The sequence below is a fragment of the Asticcacaulis sp. SL142 genome (genome assembly GCF_026625745.1).
Classification (GTDB): domain Bacteria; phylum Pseudomonadota; class Alphaproteobacteria; order Caulobacterales; family Caulobacteraceae; genus Asticcacaulis.
This window is the reverse complement of sequence record NZ_CP113061.1, coordinates 3,671,812-3,695,119: the sequence shown is the minus strand read 5'-3', so window position 1 is coordinate 3,695,119 and position 23,308 is coordinate 3,671,812. Positions and strand designations below refer to the sequence as shown.

Annotated in this window: 24 protein-coding genes; 17 read left to right on the top strand and 7 right to left on the bottom strand. The window is 56.8% G+C overall.

Annotated features, from left to right (window positions below; all coding sequences use genetic code 11):
* Positions 1-2: 2 nt before the first annotated feature.
* Positions 3-632 carry a glycerol-3-phosphate 1-O-acyltransferase PlsY gene (gene plsY, locus OVA03_RS16875; RefSeq protein WP_267526189.1) on the top strand — a complete coding sequence of 210 codons (630 nt, stop codon included), beginning with the start codon at positions 3-5 and terminating at the stop codon, positions 630-632.
* Entirely contained in the window at positions 633-1,784 is a 1,152-nt protein-coding gene (gene dprA, locus OVA03_RS16870) for a DNA-processing protein DprA (protein WP_267526188.1), read from the top strand.
* A gap of 130 nt (positions 1,785-1,914) precedes the next feature.
* Here dprA and OVA03_RS16865 read toward each other — a convergent pair whose 3' ends face one another.
* Entirely contained in the window at positions 1,915-2,097 is a 183-nt protein-coding gene (locus OVA03_RS16865; RefSeq protein ID WP_267526187.1) for a hypothetical protein, read from the bottom strand.
* A gap of 328 nt (positions 2,098-2,425) precedes the next feature.
* Here OVA03_RS16865 and topA point away from each other — a divergent pair, with 328 nt between their 5' ends.
* From topA to OVA03_RS16835, 6 genes are all read left to right on the top strand, one after another.
* Complete coding sequence (topA, locus tag OVA03_RS16860) at positions 2,426-5,053, top strand: type I DNA topoisomerase (RefSeq protein WP_267526186.1); 2,628 nt, start codon at positions 2,426-2,428, stop codon at positions 5,051-5,053.
* Between the two features lie 208 nt (positions 5,054-5,261).
* Positions 5,262-5,855, top strand: coding sequence for a hypothetical protein (locus tag OVA03_RS16855; RefSeq protein ID WP_267526185.1), 594 nt, complete (start codon positions 5,262-5,264; stop codon positions 5,853-5,855).
* Positions 5,856-5,913: 58 nt separating this feature from the next.
* Complete coding sequence (rnr, locus tag OVA03_RS16850; RefSeq protein WP_267526184.1) at positions 5,914-8,289, top strand: ribonuclease R; 2,376 nt, start codon at positions 5,914-5,916, stop codon at positions 8,287-8,289.
* 162 nt (positions 8,290-8,451) lie between these two features.
* A complete protein-coding gene (gene rpmG, locus OVA03_RS16845; RefSeq protein ID WP_004620056.1) occupies positions 8,452-8,619 on the top strand; it encodes a 50S ribosomal protein L33 in 168 nt (55 codons plus the stop codon).
* Positions 8,620-8,749: 130 nt separating this feature from the next.
* A complete protein-coding gene (locus tag OVA03_RS16840; protein WP_267526183.1) occupies positions 8,750-10,918 on the top strand; it encodes a TonB-dependent receptor in 2,169 nt (722 codons plus the stop codon).
* A gap of 69 nt (positions 10,919-10,987) precedes the next feature.
* Positions 10,988-11,713: a sterol desaturase family protein gene (locus OVA03_RS16835; RefSeq protein ID WP_267526182.1), complete on the top strand. Its 726-nt coding sequence runs from the start codon at positions 10,988-10,990 to the stop codon at positions 11,711-11,713.
* 127 nt (positions 11,714-11,840) lie between these two features.
* Here the strand turns inward: OVA03_RS16835 and OVA03_RS16830 are convergent, their stop codons facing one another.
* A complete protein-coding gene (locus OVA03_RS16830; RefSeq protein WP_267526181.1) occupies positions 11,841-13,208 on the bottom strand; it encodes a PleD family two-component system response regulator in 1,368 nt (455 codons plus the stop codon).
* Between the two features lie 13 nt (positions 13,209-13,221).
* On the bottom strand, positions 13,222-13,590 hold the full coding sequence (locus tag OVA03_RS16825) for a response regulator (RefSeq protein WP_267526180.1): 369 nt from the start codon (positions 13,588-13,590) through the stop codon (positions 13,222-13,224).
* Positions 13,591-13,820: 230 nt separating this feature from the next.
* On the opposite strand from OVA03_RS16825, the gene OVA03_RS16820 reads away from it, so the two are divergent.
* The 5 genes from OVA03_RS16820 (at position 13,821) to OVA03_RS16800 (ending at position 17,321) form a co-directional block, all read left to right on the top strand.
* On the top strand, positions 13,821-14,291 hold the full coding sequence (locus OVA03_RS16820; protein WP_267526179.1) for a RidA family protein: 471 nt from the start codon (positions 13,821-13,823) through the stop codon (positions 14,289-14,291).
* Between the two features lie 159 nt (positions 14,292-14,450).
* Entirely contained in the window at positions 14,451-15,599 is a 1,149-nt protein-coding gene (locus tag OVA03_RS16815) for a GNAT family N-acetyltransferase (RefSeq protein ID WP_267526178.1), read from the top strand.
* A 315-nt stretch (positions 15,600-15,914) separates the two neighbouring features.
* Complete coding sequence (locus OVA03_RS16810) at positions 15,915-16,337, top strand: DUF1801 domain-containing protein (RefSeq protein ID WP_267526177.1); 423 nt, start codon at positions 15,915-15,917, stop codon at positions 16,335-16,337.
* A gap of 9 nt (positions 16,338-16,346) precedes the next feature.
* On the top strand, positions 16,347-16,739 hold the full coding sequence (locus OVA03_RS16805; RefSeq protein WP_267526176.1) for a CPCC family cysteine-rich protein: 393 nt from the start codon (positions 16,347-16,349) through the stop codon (positions 16,737-16,739).
* A gap of 210 nt (positions 16,740-16,949) precedes the next feature.
* Positions 16,950-17,321, top strand: coding sequence for a DUF962 domain-containing protein (locus OVA03_RS16800; protein ID WP_267526175.1), 372 nt, complete (start codon positions 16,950-16,952; stop codon positions 17,319-17,321).
* 8 nt (positions 17,322-17,329) lie between these two features.
* Here the strand turns inward: OVA03_RS16800 and OVA03_RS16795 are convergent, their stop codons facing one another.
* From OVA03_RS16795 to OVA03_RS16780, 4 genes are all read right to left on the bottom strand, one after another.
* Positions 17,330-18,079, bottom strand: a complete 750-nt coding sequence (locus tag OVA03_RS16795; protein ID WP_267526174.1) for an ATP12 family chaperone protein — start codon at positions 18,077-18,079, stop codon at positions 17,330-17,332.
* A gap of 27 nt (positions 18,080-18,106) precedes the next feature.
* Entirely contained in the window at positions 18,107-18,784 is a 678-nt protein-coding gene (locus OVA03_RS16790) for an HAD-IA family hydrolase (protein WP_267526173.1), read from the bottom strand.
* Positions 18,785-18,919: 135 nt separating this feature from the next.
* Entirely contained in the window at positions 18,920-19,927 is a 1,008-nt protein-coding gene (locus OVA03_RS16785; RefSeq protein WP_267526172.1) for an RluA family pseudouridine synthase, read from the bottom strand.
* 1 nt (position 19,928) lies between these two features.
* Positions 19,929-20,318 (bottom strand): fluoride efflux transporter FluC, encoded by a 390-nt coding sequence (locus tag OVA03_RS16780; RefSeq protein ID WP_267526171.1) that lies wholly within the window; start codon positions 20,316-20,318, stop codon positions 19,929-19,931.
* Positions 20,319-20,404: 86 nt separating this feature from the next.
* On the opposite strand from OVA03_RS16780, the gene OVA03_RS16775 reads away from it, so the two are divergent.
* The 4 genes from OVA03_RS16775 to OVA03_RS16760 all read left to right on the top strand — a co-directional run bounded on the left by OVA03_RS16775 (position 20,405) and on the right by OVA03_RS16760 (position 23,244).
* On the top strand, positions 20,405-20,836 hold the full coding sequence (locus tag OVA03_RS16775) for an HIT family protein (RefSeq protein ID WP_267526170.1): 432 nt from the start codon (positions 20,405-20,407) through the stop codon (positions 20,834-20,836).
* Positions 20,837-20,954: 118 nt separating this feature from the next.
* Positions 20,955-22,211, top strand: coding sequence for a PQQ-binding-like beta-propeller repeat protein (locus OVA03_RS16770; protein WP_267526169.1), 1,257 nt, complete (start codon positions 20,955-20,957; stop codon positions 22,209-22,211).
* Complete coding sequence (locus OVA03_RS16765; protein ID WP_267526168.1) at positions 22,160-22,507, top strand: hypothetical protein; 348 nt, start codon at positions 22,160-22,162, stop codon at positions 22,505-22,507. The genes OVA03_RS16770 and OVA03_RS16765 overlap by 52 nt, the downstream gene beginning before the upstream one ends.
* A gap of 113 nt (positions 22,508-22,620) precedes the next feature.
* A complete protein-coding gene (locus OVA03_RS16760; protein WP_267526167.1) occupies positions 22,621-23,244 on the top strand; it encodes a histidine phosphatase family protein in 624 nt (207 codons plus the stop codon).
* Positions 23,245-23,308 lie beyond the last annotated feature (64 nt).

The window sequence follows — 23,308 nt, the reverse complement described above, 5'->3', positions numbered from 1 at the left end:
CCGTGCTGAGCCAACCGATCATCTATGCCCTTGCTGTCCTCGGTGGCTACCTTCTGGGGTCGATCCCGTTTGGCGTGCTGACGACCAAGTTGGCGGGCATAGACATCCGCGAAGTCGGCTCCGGCAATATTGGCGCCACCAATGTGTTAAGAACCGGCCGCAAGGATCTGGCTCTGATCACCTTTTTAGGCGACACCGGTAAGGGCGCTATGGCCGTCGGTATCGCGTTTGCCGCCCTTTTATCCGTCGATATGGCTACGCGCCAGACCGGCATGGCGCTGGCGGGTGCTGCAGCGTTTCTGGGCCACCTGTTCCCCGTCTGGCTGAAATTCAAGGGCGGCAAGGGGGTGGCCACATTCTTAGGCACCCTGTTTGCCGCCGCCTGGCCCATGGGGCTGGCCGCCGGTGCCATCTGGTTGCTGGTGGCGTTTACCCTGCGCATCTCGTCTTTAAGCGCTCTGGTCGCCGCCGCACTCATCGCACCCGTAGGGTTCCTAATTGATCAGCCCTACCCGTTCGTGCTGATGAGCCTGTTCATGGCGGTGCTGATCTACATCCGCCATAAGGACAATATCAAACGGCTGATGGCTGGCACCGAGCCGAAGATCGGCAAAAAGGACAAGACCGCCTAGATGTCCCTGTTCGATGCGCCGCCCTTTCCACCTGTGAAGACCGAAGAGGAGCGCATCGCCCGCCTGAGACTGGCGCGCACCCAGCGCATCGGCCCGATCAATTTTCAGCAGCTTATCACCCGCTTCGGCAGTGCCATCAGCACACTTGAAGCCCTGCCCACCTTGGCCCAACGCGCAGGCGGCGGCATAACACCCGCCCCCATGGCGATGGTTGAGGCTGAGATCAAAAACAGCCGGGCCACCGGTGCGCGTCTGGTTGTGCTGGGGGATGCGGATTACCCCAAACTGCTCAGCCATATCGCCGCTGCCCCGCCCGTTCTGTGGCTGCTGGGTGAGCACGCCCTGCCCCCCAAAGCTGTGGCGATCGTGGGGGCGCGCAATGCCTCGGCTGCCGGCATGAAGATGGCCCACCAACTGGCCGCCGAACTGGGCGAAGCCGGTTACACCATCGTCTCAGGTCTGGCGCGGGGCATCGACACCCACGCCCATCAAGGCTCCCTCAAAACCGGCACGGCGGCGGTACTGGGCGGCGGGATTGATGATGTCTATCCTCCGCAAAATCAGGATTTATATACCGCGCTTAAAACCTATGGTGTGCTGATCTCCGAAAGCCCGGCGGGCTATAAGGCCCACGCCAGAGATTTTCCCCGTCGCAACCGGGTCATCAGCGGACTTACACTCGGCACCATCGTGGTTGAGGCCGAACTGCGCTCAGGCTCCCTGATTACGGCGCGGCTGGCCGTTGAGCAAAACCGCGATGTCTTTGCCGTACCCGGCTCGCCGCTTGACCCAAGGGCGCGAGGATCGAATGACCTGCTGCGTCAGGGCGCGCACCTGTGTGAAACCGCCGAAGACGTCATTCGCATTCTGGAAAGCGGCATGGGCTTAAACGACGGCGCACGGCCGGCCTATGACGATATGCGCCCGCACTATCTGGCGACACCTGAGGACACCACCGACGATCTCGATGACCGGATCGATGACCTGCGCACGCAAATCCTCAACCTGATCAGCCACACTCCCAGCCACCGCGACGAAGTCTTACGGCTGGCGGGTGCGTCGATGACGCTCGGTTTTGCGGCCTTGAGTGAGCTTGAAATCGCCGGTCTGATCGCCCCTCAACCCGGCGGCTATTACGTACTGGCCAGTTAATCAGGCCACAGGCCCTCTGGCCTTTTGTGCCGCATCAAAGATGACGCTCGGTTTTGCGGCCTTGAGTGAGCTTGAAATCGCCGGTCTGATCGCCCCTCAACCCGGCGGCTATTACGTACTGGCCAGTTAATCAGGCCACAGGCCCTCTGGCCTTTTGGGCCGCATCAAAAAGGTGCTCACTCAGGCCCTGATGCCCCACCTTCTGCGCCAGTTGCGCCAAAGATACCGCCATGTCCCCGATGTAGACCAGCACATCAGACCGCTCCTCGATGGAAACCTCCTGACCACCAGCGTCACGCTCCAGTTCCTTCATAGGTACTCCTTATGCCTAAATGCCCGCAGGCATGAGATATGGTACAGGCCACACCTCCCCCATGAGTTGAAAGCTTAAATAAAATTACCGTTAATTGCAATTCTCATTCTTACCACCTCTGGATTTATGTGGGGGAGGCTTTAGATCAGCCCTTAGCAGTGGCTGTGGTAAAAAAGCCGCTTCACAGTTCGTCGAAACCGCTTTAAGGCTGGCATATTTGATGCCTGCGCCTATTTTCAGGTTCATTATTTTTTGATTAGCCCGCGAATTAACTCCTGTGAGTTAACGCTCTGGCCTGAATAGCGTTTAGAGGATTTGTCGAAACCTTATGAACCTCGTTATTGTCGAAAGCCCGGCCAAGGCCAAAACCATCAACAAATATCTGGGTAAGGATTACAAGGTTCTGGCCTCCTATGGCCATGTGCGCGATCTGCCGTCCAAGGATGGCTCGGTCAAGCCCGACGACGACTTCGCCATGATCTGGGAAGCCGACCCCAAGGCCAGCAAGCGCCTGAGCGAAATCGCCGACGCCGCCAAGTCGGCCAACCGCGTTATTCTGGCGACCGACCCCGACCGCGAAGGGGAAGCCATTTCATGGCATGTGCTTGAGGTGCTGAATAAGAAAAAAGTGCTCAAGGACAAGATCGTTGAGCGCGTGACCTTCAACGCCATCACCAAATCCGCCGTTGAGCAGGCCATGGCCAGCCCGCGTCAGTTGGATATGGAGCTGGTCGAAGCTTATCTTGCCCGCCGCGCGCTGGATTACCTTGTCGGCTTTACCCTGTCGCCAGTGTTGTGGCGCAAACTGCCGGGTGCGCGCTCAGCAGGCCGAGTGCAGTCGGTGGCGCTCAAGATCGTCGTTGACCGCGAAGTCGAGATCGAAAAATTCAAAACCGAAGAATACTGGACCGTCGATACCGAGGTTTCGGCCAATTCGCCGCCGTTTTCGGCCAAGCTGATCCAGCTTAATGGCAAAAAACTGGGCAAATTCGACCTGCCCAACGAAGCCGCCGCCAAAGGTGCCGAAGCCGCCATCGCGGCGTCAAACTTCACCATTACCGAGGTCGACCAAAAACCCGGCAAGCGCACGCCGCCACCGCCGTTTACGACCTCGACCCTGCAGCAGGAAGCGTCGCGCAAGCTGGGCTTCTCCGCGTCGCGCACCATGCAGACGGCGCAGAAACTTTACGAGGGCGTTGATATCGGTGGGGAAACCACCGGCCTGATCACCTATATGCGAACTGACGGCGTCTATGTCGAGCCGGAGGCCATTGCCGAAATGCGTAAGCTGATCGGCGAACGCTACGGCCCGGCCTATGTGCCGGAAACCCCGCGTTTCTATAAGGCCAAGGCCAAGAACGCCCAGGAAGCCCACGAAGCCGTGCGCCCGACCTCGCTCTATCGCCGCCCCGAAACCCTGCGCCTTGAGGGCGATCAGGCCCGGCTTTATGAGTTGATCTGGAAGCGGACCATGGCGTCGCAGATGGAAGCGGCCAAGGTTGAGAAAACCGCCATTGACCTCACCAGCCCCGATAAGCAAATCGCCTTGCGCGCCACCGGTCAGGTCATCACCTTTGACGGCTATCTAGCGGTCTACGAAGAAGGCAAGGACGACGATGGCGACGAAGATGGTGGCCGCTTGCCCGCCGTGCGCGTCGGCACCACCGCCAGCGTCCATGCTATCAAGCCCGCTCAGCATTTTACCGAACCGCCCCCGCGTTATAGTGAAGCCACCCTCGTCAAAAAGATGGAAGAACTGGGCATCGGACGCCCATCGACCTATGCGTCGGTGCTGACTGTCCTGCGTGACCGCGCCTATGTCCGCATGGATAAGAACCGTTTTATCCCGGAAGACAAAGGCCGGCTGGTCACGGCTTTCCTTGAAGAGTTTTTCAAGCGCTACGTCGAATATGATTTCACCGCCGACCTTGAGGAAAAGCTCGATCTGGTTTCCGCCGGTGAGCTCAACTGGAAGGCGCTGTTGCGCGAATTCTGGCAGGATTTCCACGCCGCCGCCGGTGGGGTGCAGGAATTCCGCGTCTCTGAGGTGCTCGACCGCCTCAATGATGCCTTGGGGCCGCATATCTTCCCTGACAAAGGCGACGGCACCAATCCACGCGCCTGCCCGTCCTGTTCCAATGGTCTGCTAAGCCTGAAAACCTCACGGTTTGGGGCGTTTATCGGCTGCTCCAACTATCCGGAATGTAAGTTCACCCGGCCCGTCGGCAACCCTGAAAGCGCGTCTGAGGACGGTGGTGCCTCCGGCGACCGCGAGCTGGGCGTTGACCCGGCCACGGATAAGGTCGTCTCCTTGAAAATCGGGCGCTTTGGCCCCTATGTGCAGTTGGGCGAAGCGGAATCGAAAGAGGATAAACCTAAGCGATCATCATTGCCCAAGGCCTGGCCACCGGCATCGATCGATCTGGAACGCGGGCTTAAGCTGTTGTCTCTGCCGCGCGAAATCGGCATCAATCCGGAAAATAACAAGCCGATTACCGCGGGCTTGGGGCGCTTCGGGCCGTTCATTGCCAATGACGGGACATACGCGAACCTTGCCAATTTCGATGAGATTTTTGAGGTCGGCATCAACCGCGCTGTCGTCATGCTGGCCGAGAAAAAAGCCAATGCCAAGGGTAAGGGTTCCGCGGCCGCACCGCTGAAAGACTTAGGCAAACATCCTGATAATGATGAGCCCATTCAGGTCATGTCCGGCCGCTATGGCCCCTATGTCAAATGCGGTAAGGTCAACGCCACCCTGCCCAAGGACATAACGCCCGAAGAGGTGACGCTGGAGCAGGCGCTTGAACTGATCGCAGCCAAAGGTGGCGTGAAAAAAGCTACGGCGAAAAAGGCTCCGGCCAAGACCGCGGCAACCAAGACCACGGCGGCCAAAAAACCCGCCGCCAAGAAAGCCCCGGCTAAAAAAGCCCCCGCAAAGAAAAAGGCCGAGGCGTAAGGTTAGGTAGTTCGCTCCCCCCCTCCTCCCTGTTGCGCAGCAATGGGGAGGTGGAAGACCGCCAATGGAGGGATGACGGAGGGGGATAGCGCCGCAATTGTGAACACTCCGGCGCTCAAGATTAAGTAAGAACACCCCTCCGTCGCGGACTTCGCCGCGCCACCTCCCCACCCGTGGGGAGGAGAGGAACGCCAGCCCCAAGAACCGCTTGCCGCCGCCTGAATATGCTGGCATTTTCGCTGAGACTGTATTTGGGGGAACATCAGTGCTGGAAAAATCGATATTCATGGCTATCGCATCAGTCTGTGTTTTCACGGTATCTTCTGAAGCTCAAGCTTGTGCAGAGCCCAAGACCTTAAGCCTAAGCGCCATCGGATCAATCGAACTCGGCAGCAGCATAAAATCGCTGACGCCCCGTTTCAAACTGAAAACCGAGCAATATGCATCAGATGGTGACGATTACCTAAGACACGAAATAGACGTTTGCCCCGACGTTATCGTGATAGCAGCAACCGCTTTGGATAGCCCCGCCATCGACAGGATCGAGACGATATCAAATTACTTTGTGACAGCAAAAGGCGCAAAGGTCGGCATGACCGTCGCCGAACTCAGGAGGCTTTATCCGCGAGGAGAAACCTATACTGGTGCTGAAGAAGGATGGCATGCCTCTTTTTCGACGAATGATGGCGTTTATTTCGAACTGCACAAAGCGTCGATCCCGCGGGATTGCTTTGAAACCAACCGAAACTGTGAAACTGTTATCAATGGCGTCAAGGCGATAAGAGCATACATTCAAAAATAGCCTGATTTATGCCCCCTACGATATGGCTTAAGGGCCGACTCTGCCGTACATATTGGCGATGATAAAAATCCCCAAGCCGCCCCGCGCACCCACCCCACCACGTAGCTCTGCGGGCCTGCCCGACGATGACACCTTGCTTGAGGCGCTGAGCGCCGCCCGCGAAGTCGATGTCAATGATCTCGCCCGTAAGTTTGGCCTCAAAGGTGATGACAGACGGGCACTTAGGCAGCGGCTGAAAGCCCTGTCGGAAGCCGGAAAGCTCGATAAACGCGGTCGCAAGACCTTTGGTGCGCAAGGCGTACTGCCCGATACCGGCGCTGGAAGCGTCATCTCACAGGATGTCGATGGGGAACTTTGGGTCAAATGGGGTAAAGACGACAACGACAAATCCCCGCTCGCCCGCCTCGCCCCGCTCAAGAAATCCGCAGCCCAAACCCCGCCGGGTTTGGGCGACCGCGTCTATGTGCGCTTTGAAAAAGCGGCTGACGAATGGATCGCCCATCTGATCAAGGTGTTGGATCAGGGCGCGCCCAAGGTCATCGGCGTGGTGCGCAAAACCAAAAAGGCAAAAGGCCAGCCAGAAATCCGTCTGGAAAGCGTCAACCGCAAGTCCAAGGAAAACTATGTCCTGACCGGCGCGGATCTCGATAAACTCAAAGACGGCGATGTCGTCATGGCCCGTCCGCAAGGGGGCCTGACCCGCTATGGCCCGCAACCGGCCACCCTGATCGAGATCGTCGGCCATGAAACCGACCCCAAGGTTGGCTCGGTCATGGCGGTGCATGCCCACGGCCTGCCGATCGGGTTCAAGACCTCGACCGAGGATGAGGCCAAATCGGCCACCGCACCCGACCTCAAAGGCCGCACCGACTTGCGTGATCTGCCCTTTGTGACCATCGACCCGATGGACGCCAAGGACCACGATGACGCCGTCTACGCCCATCCTGACGACGATGAAGCCAATCCCGGCGGCTATGTGGTCTGGGTCGCCATTGCCGATGTCGCCCACTATGTGAAGCCCGGCTCATCGCTGGACCGTGACGCCCGCGAAAAGGGCAACTCGACCTACCTGCCCGACCGCGTGGAACCCATGCTGCCGCATGTGCTGTCGTCAGGCCTGTGTTCGCTGCAGGAAAATGAGAACCGCGCCACGCTTGCTGTGCGGATGGTGTTTGACGCCTCCGGCACCAAGATCGCCCATAAGTTCGTGCGCGGCCTGATGCGCTCGGCAGCCAAGCTTAGCTATGAGCAGGCCCAGTCCGCCATTGATGGTGAGCCGGACGATAAGACCGCCCCCCTGCTGGACAGCCTGCTTAAGCCCCTTTGGGCGGCGCACGCCTGCCTGACCAAGGGCCGCAATGTGCGCGGTCCGCTGCATATCCATTCGCCGGAACGCAAGGTTCACCTCGACAAAGAGGGCAATGTCATCGCGATTGAGCCGCGCGTGTCGCTTGAGGCACACGGCCTGATCGAAGAGATGATGATTCAGGCCAATGTCAGCGCGGCAGAGACGTTGGAAAAGCACAAATCACCGCTGATCTACCGTGTCCACGAGACTCCTTCGCTGGAAAAGATCACCAATCTGGCGGATTTTCTACACACCATCGGCCTGCCCTGGAACAAGGGTGAAGCGCCCAACACTTTGCGCTTTAACAAGCTGCTGGATAGCCAGCGTGAAGGCCCGCATTCGGAAATCATCAACGAAGTCGTCCTGCGCACCCAGATGCAGGCCCATTATTCGGCGGAAAACTTCGGCCACTTCGGGCTTAATCTTGATCGCTATGCCCACTTTACCTCGCCGATCCGGCGTTATGCTGACTTGATCGTGCACCGGGCCCTGATCCGCGCGCTCAAGCTGGGCGATGACGGCCTGACCGACTATGAGGTCAAGACCTTAAGCGACACCGCCGACCACATCACCGCCACGGAACGGCGCTCTATGGCGGCCGAGCGCGAAGCCATTGAGCGCTATATCGCGGCGTACTTAGAAGAACATGTCGGGGCTAATTTCGCCGGGCGGATCGTTGGGGTCACACGCTTTGGCCTGTTTGTGCGCCTGCTCGATACCGGTGCGGACGGGATTGTGCCAGTGTCGTCCCTGCGTGATGATTACTACATCCATGACGATAAGGCCCATGCCCTCGTGGGGGAGCGCACCCATCAGCGCTGGCGCCTGGGCGGCTCAATTGTCGTTAAGCTGATGGAGGCTATGCCGCTGACCGGCGGGCTGGTGTTTGAGGCCAAGAGCGAGCCTGAACCGCATGACCCGAATATGCCCCGTCCGCGTCTGGGGGCACGGGTCCGGGCTGATTCCCGCAACCCGGCGCGCCGCCCGACCGGCGGCCCGCCGAAGGGGCCTTCCAAGGGGCGCACCAAGGGCGTGACCGAGAAGAAGGCGGGGAAAGGTGGCAAAGGCGGGAAAAAGCGGAGATAGCGTTATTGTCAGTGAAAGGTTTAAAACCTTCTCTCTGCTAATTTACGACGTTTTTTCTGCTAAGATTGTTGACTTATCACTTGGTCTTTGTCATATCCCCCGCTCTTAAGAATTTCTGCGACGGCTCGCGCCGGTGCGCACCCGTTAATAAGGATTTTCATCATGGCTAAACCAGCCTCTATTAAGATCCGCCTGAACTCGACGGCGGACACCGGCTTCTTCTACGTCACCAAGAAGAACGCCCGCACCAAGACCGAAAAGATGGTACTGAAGAAGTACGATCCGGTTGTGCGTAAGCACGTCGAATTCCGCGAAGGCAAGATTAAGTAGTCTTCCGCTTTCAGCGACCGAATACATAAAACCGCGCAGGACAACCTGCGCGGTTTTTGTTTGGCCGCATCACTTGGCACTCTCAACTTTTCGTATATGGTATAAATATGCAGGTGTGAGGGTGGCGCGCATGGGGGACATCAAACGAAAACTGGCCTGTTTGTGGTGGGTCACCGTCGCCCTAAGTCATCCGGCCTGGGCGCAGGAAACAACTAAGCCTAAAGATGAAACCCCGACCGTCACCATCAAAGGCAAAAAGCCGCTCAACCGCGCCGACCGTCAGGTCTATGACGTCACCAAAGACCCTGACCATGACACTGCCACAGCGGATGATACGCTTAAGAAAATTCCGGGCGTCGCGGTCGATGCCGAAGGCGGCGTGACGATCCGCGGCAATCAGGCCCAGGTCATGGTCAATGGCCGCCCTTGGCTGATGTATGTTGGCGATAACCGCGCCGCCGCCCTGCGCTCCATGCCATCAAGTATGATCGCCTCAATTGAGGTCATCTCAACCCCCGGCGCGCAATATGGCTCAAACGGCACTGGCGGCATCATCAATATCGTGACCAAGCGGTCCCTGCCGCCGGGCTGGTTCGCCAGCACAACCGTGCAAGTGTCGTCAAACGGCGCTGGCATGGTCAATGGCGTTTTTCAGTACAACAGGGATAAGCTGACCGCCTCGGTCTTTGCCAATATCGCCGATTACAAAAGCGAATCCCACTCTGCCTTTGATCTGGCGCAACTGACCCCCGATGGCCGCCCGGTCATCACCACGGATCAGACAAACCGGTCGACGGTTAAAAGCCGGTCAAACGTGATCAACGGTTCGATTGACTACCAACTGGATGACAACGATTCGCTCAGTGGTCAGTTCAGCTACCTGTCCTCCTCCGGCACTGACGGCGGCGAAGGCCAGACCCGAAGGTCAGACGCTAATGGCACGCCCACCGACCTTTACGACAGCGACTTAACCTCACGGTTTGACAACGAAACCCAGACCCTTGGGCTGGGCTGGACGCGCACGGGTGCTACGGCGGGCGATGCGCTCAAGGTCGATCTGAAGGTCAATCGCAACACATCGACCAACCGTGGTGATAACCTCTCCTTCTACAGCCTGTCGTCCCTGCCCGAAAATCAGGGCCCACGGGCGCAGAATTCCCTTAACCGCTCCGAAGCCACCACCGCCGTCTTCAGCGTCGATTATAACAAAGGTCTGGAATCCGGCGAGGTTACCACCGGCCTTCAGATCACCCACGATGATGCCGACAATAATAATGAGAGCAGCTTCCTGTATACGCCGGGCGTTGAGACGCCTGCGCTCAATCCGGCCTTCAGCAACCCGTTTACCTACAGGCAAACCATCCGCGCGGCCTATGCCACCTGGCAGACCATGCTGGGCGATCACTGGGTGGTGCTTGGGGGCTTACGGGCCGAAGGGCTCAGTTTCGAGAGCCGCAATGCCGCAACCGGCGCGCCGGTTAAGGTCGACTACACCAATCTGAACCCCAGCGCCTTTGCGACCTATGTCATATCGGAGCACAAGAAAATCCGGTTCAACTATTCGCGCCGCCTGCAACGGCCAGGCGCCTGGGACCTTAATCCGTCCCAGCGATACGGCGGGGCGCAATTGGTCAGCGTCGGCACGCCCGACCTGAAACCGCAGGAAACCGACTCGTTTGAAACGTCTTACGAATACGCCAAGGACATGACCAGCCTGTCGGTGCGCGCCTACCGCCTGCAAAACCGCAAGATCATCAGCAATGTCCGCACCTTCATAGACGACCCGCAAAATGCCGGCAATCAGGTGGTTCTGGTCTCCCGCCGCAACGCTGGCCGCAGCGAGCAGACCGGCGTGCAGTTCGATTACCGAAGCCAGATAAGGCCGAACCTGTCGTTCAATACGACGCTGACGGTCTTTGAAATGGCTATGACCCTCCCCGACATGCCGGATCGGTCGCAGGTAACGGTCAACAGCCAGATCGGCCTGAACTACTATTCAAAAAAAGGCCACGGCATCTCGCTGAACCTCAATTCCGTGGGCAAGCAGATCAACGATTATGGCTATATGGTCGGCAACACCAGCGTCATGGCGACCTATAATCACGCGTTGTCGCCGCCCCTGACTCTGACGGTTATGGCAACCGATGTGCTGAGGACTACCAAAACGAAGTTTGTGACCGAAACGCGCGATTCCCGCGGCCTGAGCTACGCCTCACGGCAGGCTCCGGTGATATCGATCAGCCTTAGCCGCCGGTTCGGATCGGGCTACGGCGCGCCGAAGTCCGTGAAACCCAAATAAGGGCAGTGCATTGATAAGGGAGAACCTCAAAGCTATAAAGCTCAGGCTTCGCATCCGGGGGACGGGTTTATGATTGTGGTCTATTTTATTACCGCTCTAACTTTCACCCTCATATTTACTCATGAAGTTATTGCCCCGGCATCAGGGGCGACCTGTGACAAGCGCTGGCAATTGATCGCGGGCGGACTCAACGCTGTGAACTTCGCGGTGATTGTCGGTGCAGGCTTCGTGTTCGAGACACTGATCTCAAAATCGTCTTTCCTGCATATGCAGCAGCATGTCGACCCGGTCACAGGCGGGGTACTTGCCTTTTTATTATCAAGCCTTCTGGCCTACTGGTGGCACCGTGCCACCCATGAATCCGATACACTGTGGCGCCTTACTCATCAGTTGCACCACGCGCCGCAACGAATAGAAGCCCTGACGGCATTTTATCTTCATCCCCTCGATTCCCTGATGGCGGTGCTTTTGAACGTGGGTGTTGCTTACGGCATTTTGGGCGTAAACGGCCTGTCTCTGGCGTTGGCACTCATCCTGGCGGTGCTGTTTGATCTGGTGGCCCATGCCGATAAGCGTACCCCCAGATGGCTGGGATACATCACCCAAAGACCGGAAATGCACCGCATTCATCACCAACGCGATCATCACCGCCAAAACTATGGTCTGCCAGTCTGGGACATGCTGTTTGGCACCTATGCCAATCCTCAAGACGGGCCGGAAACCTGCGGTTTTGATGCCGAGAAATCAAGCCGCGTCAAAGACATGCTGCTATTTCGCGATGTGCATAAATCGTGAGTTTTCAGCCTTTTGCATAAGGTAAAATCGTGAGATTTGAGACTAGCTGCAGGAGCCTAGCGCTGCAGGTACTTTTGTACCTGCCAGCGACGGCGACGCCCAGATAGTCCAAATACCGCGATTTTTCTCAGGCGGCGGCTTTGACGATAACCCTATTCCGGCCCGCCTGCTTGGCTTCGTAAACGGCCTGATCGGCGCGTTTCATCAGGGTATCAGGTGTATCCCCCGCACCCTTGGAGGTCGACACCCCGACCGATATGGTCACATCGAGCGTGCGCCCATCGGCCAGTTCAAACGGCTTGGCCGCCACCTGCGCCCTCACTCGCTCAGCGATCATGGCGGCATCCTTGGCTTCGGTTTCGGGCATGATCACCACGAACTCTTCCCCGCCCATCCGGCAGGGCAGATCAATAGCGCGGACATTGTGGCCGAGCCTGCGCGCAAATTCTTTTAAGACCTCATCGCCGCCGTCGTGGCCATAGGTGTCATTGACCTTTTTGAAGTGGTCGATATCGACCAGCAGCAGCGACACCTTGGGCCCGCCCTTGATGGCCTTGGCGACCAGACGCAGCAACTGATGATCCATAAAGCGGCGATTATTCAGGCCGGTCAGAGTATCGGTCACCGCCAGTTCCATGGTGCGGTCAAGCGATACCCGCAGATGATCGGCATAGCGTTTGCGGTGAATGAGGGTTTTGACGCGGGCTGACAGTTCCTGCCCATCGACCGGACGCACGATAATGTCATTAGCACCCAGTTCCAGCGCCTTAAGCAGGCCGGTGCGGTCTTCGGCGCTGGCAATGCCAAGGATCGGCTTGTGGCGTGTGGCCTCATGTGACCTGAGTTGCGCAATCAGCCGCAGCGGATCAAACCCTCTGGCCGACAGGTTGATAATCACCAGATCGACCCTTTTTGCGGCAATCTCCAGCGCGCGGGCGGTATCGGTCTCGTAGGCGCAGCGGTGATTGGCACCCAATAGCCCCATCAACCGCTCGGCCTGACGTTCATTGTCATCGATGATAAAGACATTGCCGGGGGCCGACATCTGGCGCTGACGGTCAGCCTCATCGATCATGCCCAGGCGCCGGCTGGAGGCTTCGCGCTGGCGCAATTCATCGATCATGACCTTAAGCCGCACCAGAGAGCGCAGGCGCGCGGTCAGCAGGGCAATATCCACCGGCTTGGTCAGGAAATCATCGGCGCCAGCCTTTAAACCGGACAGCCGGTCGCTCTGGCCGTCAAGGGCCGTGACCAGAATGATCGGGATATGGCTGGTGGCGGCATGGTCTTTCAGCCAGCGGCAGGTGGCATAACCATCCATGCCCGGCATCATAACATCGAGCAGGATGATATCCGGCTGTTCGGTCACCGCTTTTGAGATCGCCTCATCACCGTTTGCCGCCACGATCACATCGTAATAGTCCGCTTCCAGCTTGGCCTGAAGCAGCTTTACGTTGGCGGGGGTATCATCGACAATAAGAACCTTGGCGGTCATGATCCCTACCCGATCAGCCTAAATAACGCCGCACGGTATCCAGAAAATGCGCCACCGAAATCGGCTTTGAGATATAGGCCTCACAACCGCCGTCGCGGATGCGCTCCTCATCGCCCTTCATGGCAAAGGCGGTTACCGCCACCACCGGAATATGCGACAGTTCATCGTCCTCTTTCAGCCACTTGGTGACTTCAAGACCGGAAATCTCCGGCAACTGAATGTCCATCAGGATCAGATCCGGCAGGTGCTTACGCGCCAGCGACAGAGCCTGAAGCCCTTCGTGGGTTTGCAGGGTCTCATAGCCCTGCGCATCAAGCAGATCATGAAACAGCTTCATGTTCAGCTCGTTATCCTCAACGATCAGGACTTTTTTAGGGGTCATCACCAATTCCATATAGAGCCCGCCTCAAAGAGACGATTCGCTCACCTTTAGGCTAAATCTCTACACCAACTGTCTTAAGGCGAGGTGAAAAGGAAGGTAACAAAAGGTAAACGCAAACGGTATCTTATGGCCGCCACACACTAAGCCTGCTGAAAATTACCGCTTCTAAAAGCCTTGGGGTTTGGCTTATAAGGCGCCAACCACCCTGCCCACTCACAAAGGTAACCTCCATGTCTCAAGTTAAGGCCCGCCTGGACTCCCTCGGCATCACTTTGCCCGCCGCCGCCACGCCGGTGGCCAACTACGTCTCCTATACCCGCACCGGCAATATCGTGAACATTTCGGGCCAGATCTCGGTCGATGCCAACGGCGGCATCAAGGGCACGGTTGGCGTTGACGTGTCGCTGGAAGACGGCGTGAAAGCCGCCCGGATTTGCGGACTGAACCTGCTGGCCCAGATGCAGGCCGCCTGTGACGGCGACCTCGATAATGTTGTGCGCGTGCTGAAACTGAATGCGTTCGTGCAGGCCGGCCCTGATTTTTACGACATCCCCAAGGTCATCAACGGCTGCTCAGACCTGATGGTTGAGGTGCTGGGCGAAGCGGGCAAGCACGCCCGCTCGGCCGTTGGCATGTATAAGATCCCGCTGGGTTTCGCGGTCGAAATCGATGCCCAGATCGAGGTCAAGGACCGGCGGTAATAATCTCCTCCCCATTTCATGGGGAGGTGGCATTTGAGCGATTGCGAAAATGACGGAGGGGTATCTGTCCCACCTCACGTCACCAACGTATAAGACCCGCAGAGCACAAATCTGCGGGTTTTTCATTGTGCTTTCGCAAAGGCGAACTAGATTAGCCTTATGCCCGACACCGATCAGCCCTCCCTAACCATCACCCTGTGCAACAGCCTGCGCGAGGTTGACGCCTCAGAGTGGGATGCACTGACAATCGACGCCAACCCTTTCACCAGCCACGCCTATCTTGAGGCGCTGGAGGCCACCGGTTGCGTCGGCGAAGACGCGGGCTGGCAACCTGTCCACCTGCTGGGCCGCGATGAAGCCGGGGCGCTACGCGGGGCCATGCCACTCTATGTCAAAACCCATTCATATGGCGAATATGTCTTCGATCAGTCGTGGGCGCAGGCCTATGAAAGTGCGGGCGGTAGATATTACCCAAAACTGCAAGCCTCGGTGCCGTTCACACCCGTGACCGGATCACGCCTGCTGGCGGCGGATATCGCAACGAAACAGGCACTGGTGCGCGCCGCCATAAACCTGTGCGACCACAACCGGCTGTCGTCTCTGCACGTCACCTTCCCCACCCACGACGAATGGCAAATGATGGGCGAAAGGGGATTGTTGTTGCGCCAGGATCAGCAGTTCTGGTGGGAAAATCGCGACTACGGCACGTTTGATGATTTTCTGGCCGCCCTGTCATCCAACCGGCGCAAGGTCATCCGGCGCGAACGGCGCGACCTCAGCCATCTGGATATGCGCGTCATTACGGGCACGGACATAACCGAAGCCCACCTTGATCATCTGTATGAATTTATTGAAGATACGTCTGATCGCAAATGGGGCCGCCCCTATCTCAATCGCGACTTTTTCAGCCTGATCACGGAGCGGATGCGCGATAAGATCGTGCTGATCTTTGCCTATGACGGGGATCAACCGATTGCCGGGGCAATCAATTATCTGGGGGGCGATACGCTGTACGGCCGGCAATGGGGCTGTAACCGCCAGGTGCCGTTCCTGCATTTCGAGGTCTGCTATTATCAGGCCATCGACTATGCCATCGCGCATGGCCTCAAGCGGGTCGAAGCCGGGGCGCAAGGCGAACACAAACTGGCGCGGGGCTATCTGCCGCAGGCGGTCTATTCCGCCCATTATATTCGCGATAAGGCGTTACGCACGCCGATCGAGCATTACCTCAACCGCGAGCGCGACGCTGTTGCTGCTTATATTGAAAGTAGTAGTAAAGAAGGCTCACCATTTAAAAATCTCTCTTAAATCTCCTCCCTATCAAAGATGGGGAGGTGGCAGCCCGAAGGGCTGACGGACGGGGAATGAGACGAAATCTCAGACTTAGTTCGACGCTGAGCCGGGCGCAAAGCCCATGGCGATCAGGGCGGCGATAAAGTTTTCAAACAACTTTTCCATGAATTTTTCTCCAGACAACACACAAAACATCTATGACAGCGCTGTCATTATTGCATCTGCGAGATAAAGTCCAGCCCTCACCCAGTCACATTTGAAATTATGTTTTGTAACCGTCCGTGAGCGATATCATGGTTATATGGCCGATCGCCACACCGGGAGGCCCTGATGACTGAGACAAAAACCGATAAACCCGTTCTACTGTCCGGCGGTAATCCGCAAATCCCAAAGGGCTATGGCGACGGGCCGGTTCAGGCCTATATTGCCGCTATGCCGGAGTGGAAGCGCGATATAGGCCGCCGCCTGGATGCACTCATCGAACAGACCGTCCCCGGCGTGCATAAGGCCGTCAAATGGAACACACCGTTTTACGGCGTCCGCGATGACCACTGGTTCGTGGCGTTCCATTGTTTCACCAAGTACGTCAAGGTAACCTTCTTTCGCGGCACCTCACTCGCCCCGGTGCCGCCCAGTAAATCGAAACAGGCCGAGGTTCGCTATCTCGACATCTATCAGGACCGCCCGTTCGATGAGGCCCAGTTTACCAACTGGATCAAACAGGCTAGCCAATTACCGGGTGAAAGATTATGAGTACAAGATATGACCTATCCTCGTCCAACCCTTTGCCCGTGCTGTAAATTTCCGACATTAAATGCTCGTGGACCACGCGGCGAAATATGCGTGATCTGCTGGTGGGAAGATGACGGTCAGGATGATCACGATGCCAATGATGTTCGTCGCGAACCTAACAGACGATACTCTTTGAGCGCCGCCCGCGCAAATTTTGCTGATCACGGGCATATGTATGACCGTCGCAAAGGCATTAAAATTGTCGAGCAACCCTCCGCAGCACGCTCAAATTTGATCGATTACCTGCGTAGCGTTGAGTTTTCACCCTCACATGCTGACATTCAACACTTAGGCAAGCTCTTGAGCGCGGCTGACCAAGCCGTCGGGCAGCTACAAACGAATATTAACAAACAAGATAATTGACGGTCACAAAACACCGCACACAAAGGTGTGATGACTGTTAACCGCCAATCCTCTGCCGTCTGAATACATAGCGTGGTATTATTCTGTTTAAGTCCACGCCAGATATGGCTATCGCGACGTCTTATGCCAATGCGCCTGTGAACTTCCATAATCGTGGACCAATACTGATCCGATAAAAGTATCCGCATTTCAAATAAGGACTAAGGACAGATGGAAACCCCGCAACCGCAGGCTGAAGCCGAGCCCCAGTTCAAAAGATATATCCACTTTTTCGACCATTACTTAAGTCATCCGCGCCAGCCCTTGTCGCGGCTTATGCACTATGCGGCCATAGCTATCAGTGTGGCGACGCTTCTGGTAGCGATCTGGGACGGCAATCCCCTGCTGTTTCTGGCGGGATTGATTGTCAGTTACGCTCTGGCCTGGATCGCCCACACCGTCGTCGAAAAGCATGACGGCTCAAAGCTTATCTATCCGCTGTGGGCGCTGATTGCCGATTTCCATATCGTGCTTCTGACTATGATCGGTCAGATCGATGTGCGCCGCCGTGTGGCCCGCCACGATCACGATTATCGGGCCTAACATTGGGCCTAAACTTTTAACGCCTTAAACCAGTCCTCAAGGCTTTGCGCCTGCGCCCGGTGGGCCTCTGCGCGGGCGCGCGCTTCGGCATCATCCCCCCAAGTCTCGGCCTGAAACGCCTCACCGATGCGCGACAAGGCGTGCGCCTCATCGCCCGTCACGCGCCCCTTGAACAAAGCCAGCGCCAAAATGACCGACCCAAACAGTGGCGTTGCCGCCATGATCCCGGCCCGTTCATAGGTACTGGCCTGCGCCACCAGATCCTTTAGCGCCGCCACGGTCGCTTCCGGTTGCGGCTTATGGACAATCGACAGGTTCTGTACAAACCGCAGGCCCAGTTCCTTTTCAGCCCAGTTCAGCACAGGGGCCCAGCCTGCGGATTCGCGCGCTGTCAGCTCCTCTGGATAGTCCGCCGGATAGCACAACAGGTCGGTTTCGGCGTAGCGATTGATTTCCCTCAGCATTTCCTCCAGCGTATCGCCCATACGGTCGATAGCGGCGTAAGCGAGGCGCGTCAGCGGCATGTCGTTAAATTCAACAACCTCACCGACCGCGTTCCATTCTGCAGCGACCTTGGCGGCCAGCGCGAAATTGGGCAGGGCCAGAGTTTTGCCTGCGGGCGTTTTGGCGGAGCGGCCATCCAGTGTCACCGCAAAACCTTCGGGCGTGTGCGCAAACGCGGCCTCTTTCCAGAAGCGCTTAGGGCGAAAGCCGATCTTATCAGCGTCTTTGGCGGGTTTATCTTTGGGCTCGTTCATAGCTGTCAAATAGAGCGCCTGAGCGCTTTACGCAACCGCGCGGGCCTCAAAAGCGTTGAGTGCCACGTCCAGCTCATTGAAATCATGCACGATCTGATGGGCACCGGCGGCATCCAGTTCCTCAACCGTATGGAAACCCCACGACACCCCAATGGCATAGGCGCGGGCCTCACGAGCCATACGCATATCAAACGACGCATCGCCGATCATCAGGGTTTGGGCAGCATCAACCCCCAATACACGCATGTTTTCCGTCACCATAAACGGGTGTGGCTTTGACGGGCCATCATCACCGCAATAGGTGGCATCGAACAGGTCGCGCCAGCCAAACACATCCAGCACGCGGTTTACCCCGCGGCGCGATTTGCCGGTCGCCATACCAATCAACCAGCCTTCGGCCTTAAGGCGCAGTAAGGTCGCCTCGGCACCGGGATAAAGAATTTCACGGAAATCCGGATCGGCATGAAAGCGTAAAAACGCTTGTTTGTACTCATGAGCATAGGCATCGATCAGGGCCGCATCAGCCTCTGGTCGCAGGTGTTGCAGAGCCTCAACCAACGACAGACCGACAATGTGGCGTGCCTCTTCATAGGATGGCGCAGCAAGCCCCACGGCGCTGGCACCTTCGATCAGGGCCTGTAAAATCGGGCCGCGGCTGTCCACCAGGGTGCCGTCCACATCAAAAACCGCCAGCTTCAAACTCATCGGGGCTTACTTTTATCTATTATGTATTTAAACAATCAATTTAGATCAAATTTGACAAATTGAAACTACAAATAACGCAAAAATTGCACAATAATGATCATACAAATTACAGCGGTAATACTTCGCCTAAACCATTTACCGTGACCGCTTCTTGCCCGATTTGGCGAACGGGTCGGTCTCGGCTTCATCGGGCGTAAACCCAAAGCGCGCAAAGCCCGCCTCAATCACCGGATCAAGTGGCGCCTCGACGATCAGCGTCCCGTGAGTCGGGTGCGGCAGTTCAATCCGGCGGTGATGCAGTTGCAGACCTAAGCCGACGCTCAGTTCGCCTGATTTTTCATCGGCATATTTCGGATCGCCCAGGATCGAATGACCGATCGCCTTCATGTGGGCGCGAAGCTGATGGGTGCGGCCGGTATGAGGGCGCAGGGCCATCCATGACACGCGCGGACCAGCGCGGGAAATGGTGACATATTCGGTCTCAGCCGCCTCGGCGCCCTGCTCTTTGATATCAGCAGGCATGACGATTTCGCGGTCGTTAAAGCCCTTTTTGATCAAAGGCGTGTCGATATAGCCTTCTTCGGGCTTAGGGTTACCGGCGACCAGCGCCCAATAGGTCTTATGGGCTTTACGACGGGCAAACGCTCCGGCCAGACGGGCGGCGGCATTGGGGGTCTTACCCAGCAGCAGGACGCCGGACGTATCGCGGTCAAGGCGGTGGACCAGACGTGGGCGCTCCAGCCCCTCACCCCACGCCGACAACAGGCGATCAACGTGGTTCTTGGTCTTGGTGCCGCCCTGAACCGCCAGCCCCGCGGGCTTATTGATGGCGATAACGTCCTCGTCCTCATACAGCACTAAGGACTTGGCGTATTTGATCTCATGGGGGCTGAGCGTCGCCCGTTCGCGCTTTTGCTGATCCTCAGATGGGGCGGCGGGCAGCGGCGGCACGCGCACGGTCGATCCGGTGCTCAGGCGGGTGTCGGCCTTGACCCGGCCACCATCGACGCGCACCTGACCCGACCGCAGCAGCTTATTGAGCTGGATGTGGTTGATGTGCGGCCAGCGGCGCTTGAAGAACTTATCGACGCGCACGCCGTCTTCGCCGTCAGTGACATAAAGGGTTTTGACTTCGTTCGACATCTTAAAACACAAACTTTCGGGTCAGATAAAGACCGACAATGACGGCCCCCACCGCCAGTAAAACAGATAATAACGCATAGCTGCCGGCCAGGACATAGTCGCGCCGCTCCAGCATCTGCACGACCTCCAGCGAAAAGGTCGAAAAGGTGGTGAACCCACCTAAAATCCCAACGCCAACAAACAGCCGCAGACGCTCGACCTCCATCGGGGCCTGTGCGCGCATGACAAAGGCCATGAGCACACCCATCAGCAACCCACCCAACACATTGGCGGCAAAGGTCGCATAGGGCCAGCCGCCCATCGGCAGATAAAGCGCACTCACGCGCCACAATCCGTACCGCCCGACCGAGCCAATCGCGCCACCCGCGGCAATAAGCACCCAATTCAACATTCGCTCTCATTACCTGTCTTGGCGGGCAAGGCATAGTCCTTTAGAGAGATTATATAACCTCATTCCCTGATGGACGAGCCGATTTCATGAGCCTTTACGGTGACTACGACCCAAAGAACATCTTCGCCAAGATCTTAAGCGGCGATATTCCGTGCGCCAAGGTCTATGAGGATGCCCGGATTTTGAGCTTTATGGACGCTTTCCCGCAGGCCAAGGGCCATACGCTGGTGATCCCCAAGGTGTCGGCGCGCAACCTGTTTGATATTCGCTGCGAAGACCTGCAATACCTGATCGCCCATACCCAAAAAATCGGCCGCGCGGTCAGATCAGCACTTGAGCCCGACGGTATCCGTATCGCTCAGTTCAATGGGCAAGCCGCCGGACAGACGGTATTTCACATTCATTTCCATATTATCCCGGCCTGGGATGACACCGCCCCACGCGCCCATGCGTCCGGTCAGATGGCCGATCTCGCCGAACTCAAAGACCTCGCTGCCCGTATCAAATCAAAGCTTTGATTAGAGTACCAAGACCTGCCGGATACGCCCGCGCCTTCCTAAAGTTGTGCGCAGCCCCCTTGACACCCCGGATTTAAAAAACTTAATATAATACCGAATACTACGGGGGCGACTTACCATGAATAAGACCTTTTTTGCCATGAGCTCCGCGCTCATGTTGTCGGCGTGCGGCGGTGGTGGAGGCGGTGGAAGCAGCGCACCGCCCCCTCCTCCCTTGCAGATATCTTTGTCAGCCTCCAGCGGCAGCGCGTCTGCTACCGAAGGTAATACGCAGACAATCTTGACGACTACGGCGACATTAAGCGGGACTATTCCCGCAGGCGCCATAGCTGATGTGCAGTATGATAAAACCGTTTTCGCTTCGGTAACGGCTGCCGCCGGTGCCACCAGCAGCACCTACACAATCACGGCCCAAACCTTGCCGGACCTTGGTGGTGGCGACTACAAAGGCAATATCACGTTCCGGCTATGCCGCGAAGTGGCCTGCACCAATGTCCACGCAGGGTCAGCGACCACTTATAATTACTACATAAACGTAAAGTTACAGGATTGGCAGACTCACCAGAGAAACACCTCTCACACCGGCTATGTGCATGTCACGCTTGATCCAACCAAGTTTGCCAAGGCATGGGAATGGAACCATCCTGAAAGCACAGGGAGTGGAATAAGTGCCGTAACCACATACGGCGGCAACGTGGTCATCACCCGTGGCAGCTCCTTCTCATATCCCGGAACTGTTTTTGCCGTTAACGAAGTAACTGGCACTACAAACTGGAACACCAGTATTCCAAACATTGCCAGTATCGGGACACCATCGTCGCATAATGGTAAAATCTATGTTCCTGCCATCGGCAGTTCGCAGGACAATGCCGTTTATGTCTTTGATGCCGTTAAAGGCACATACCTTTATAAGTCGATATTTTATGCGCAGTGGACCATGCCAGGTGCTGCAGTGCCGTTTAAAGATAACTTTTACGTCGCATCTGGTTATTATGGCGGAGAAGTGAGTAGTCACTCAGACCTAAACGGCGACATTAACTGGCGAACCATGTCTACGATAGGAAACGCCTGGGGCGGTCAATCCCCAGCCGTAGACGACGCATATGTCTATTATACATCAGGCTCTGGCCTTATGGTTTTTAATCGCGCGACCGGGGCGGTGAATGCTGCCATTACCGATCCCTTGGGCACCTGGAATGGATACGATTATTACGGCAGCCCTATAATCGCAGCTAATAATACGGTCATTGCCCTCAGTGGCCAAGGGGGATACTATGCGTCCAGGCCCTTGATAAGGTTTGACATAGCCAACAAATCCGTACTATGGCGACAACGCAGGGATATTCGATTGCACCTGCCTATGCCAAGGGCTTGATTTACACGGCGAAAAATACGCCGCCACGCTTTGAAGTCATTAACGAAAGCGATGGAAGCGTGGCTTGGACATGGGTTCCGCCAATTGCAGACACCTCCTTCGTGGGCAATGTTGTCTTGGCAGATAATCTGGCATTCATAAGTACTGATAAAGCGGTGTATGCTATCGATTTAGTGACACGGCAAAGTGTCTGGTCGTACCCCATGAGCGGTAACCTGGCGATATCACCGGATTTCAAGCTATATATCCAAAACAATGTGATACCGGTGCGCTTGGTTGGGATCTCGCTCAGATAACAATCGGCCGGTACACTAGACAGCCATATTGCGAAAATTTGTCTGCAGGGTAGGCTTTATAAGCAAATCATCCTATCAGACAACGAATCCGCAATAAATGTTGAGCCTACGCCATGTTTTACGTCCTCCGCCACGGCCAGACCGACTGGAATGCCGCGCTCAGGCTGCAAGGTTCAACCGACATTGCGCTCAATGAGATTGGCCGTGAGCAGGCGCGGGTCGCGGCGCAGTTACTGACCGGACAGGGCCTGACCAAGATCGTGACCTCGCCCCTGTCGCGGGCGCGGGAGACGGCGGAGACCGTCGCCCATGCCGTAGGTCTTGAGGTCGAGACCGACCCGCGCCTGATTGAGCGCAATTTCGGCGCCTTTGAGGGACTAACCCTGCCCGAAGTCGAAATCCTGCGCCGAGACATGGGCGAAATCATGAACCCCGAAGCTGATTTGGATGGCCGCCACTACCCGCTCGATGCCGAACCGTTGAGCGACGTATTCACGCGTGTATCATCGTCTCTGATTGATCACAGAAAAAACAACGAAATCAGCCTGTTTGTCTTTCACGGCATCCCGTTCCGCGTCGTCAGCAAACTTTATCTGGGTGAAATGCACACCAGCCCCAATGCCTCGCCGGTGAGGTTTGAGCCGGTGGGTGATGGCTGGCATATGTCGCCGCTTGACCCCGGTAACACACCGCTGTCCCAACACCAGAACCTCCAGACCAGCATGGGCCGGTTTTAGACGTCAATTTCCGAAACAGGCGTTTCATCTTTATGCGGCATTTGGACAAGCCATTGCCGTATAT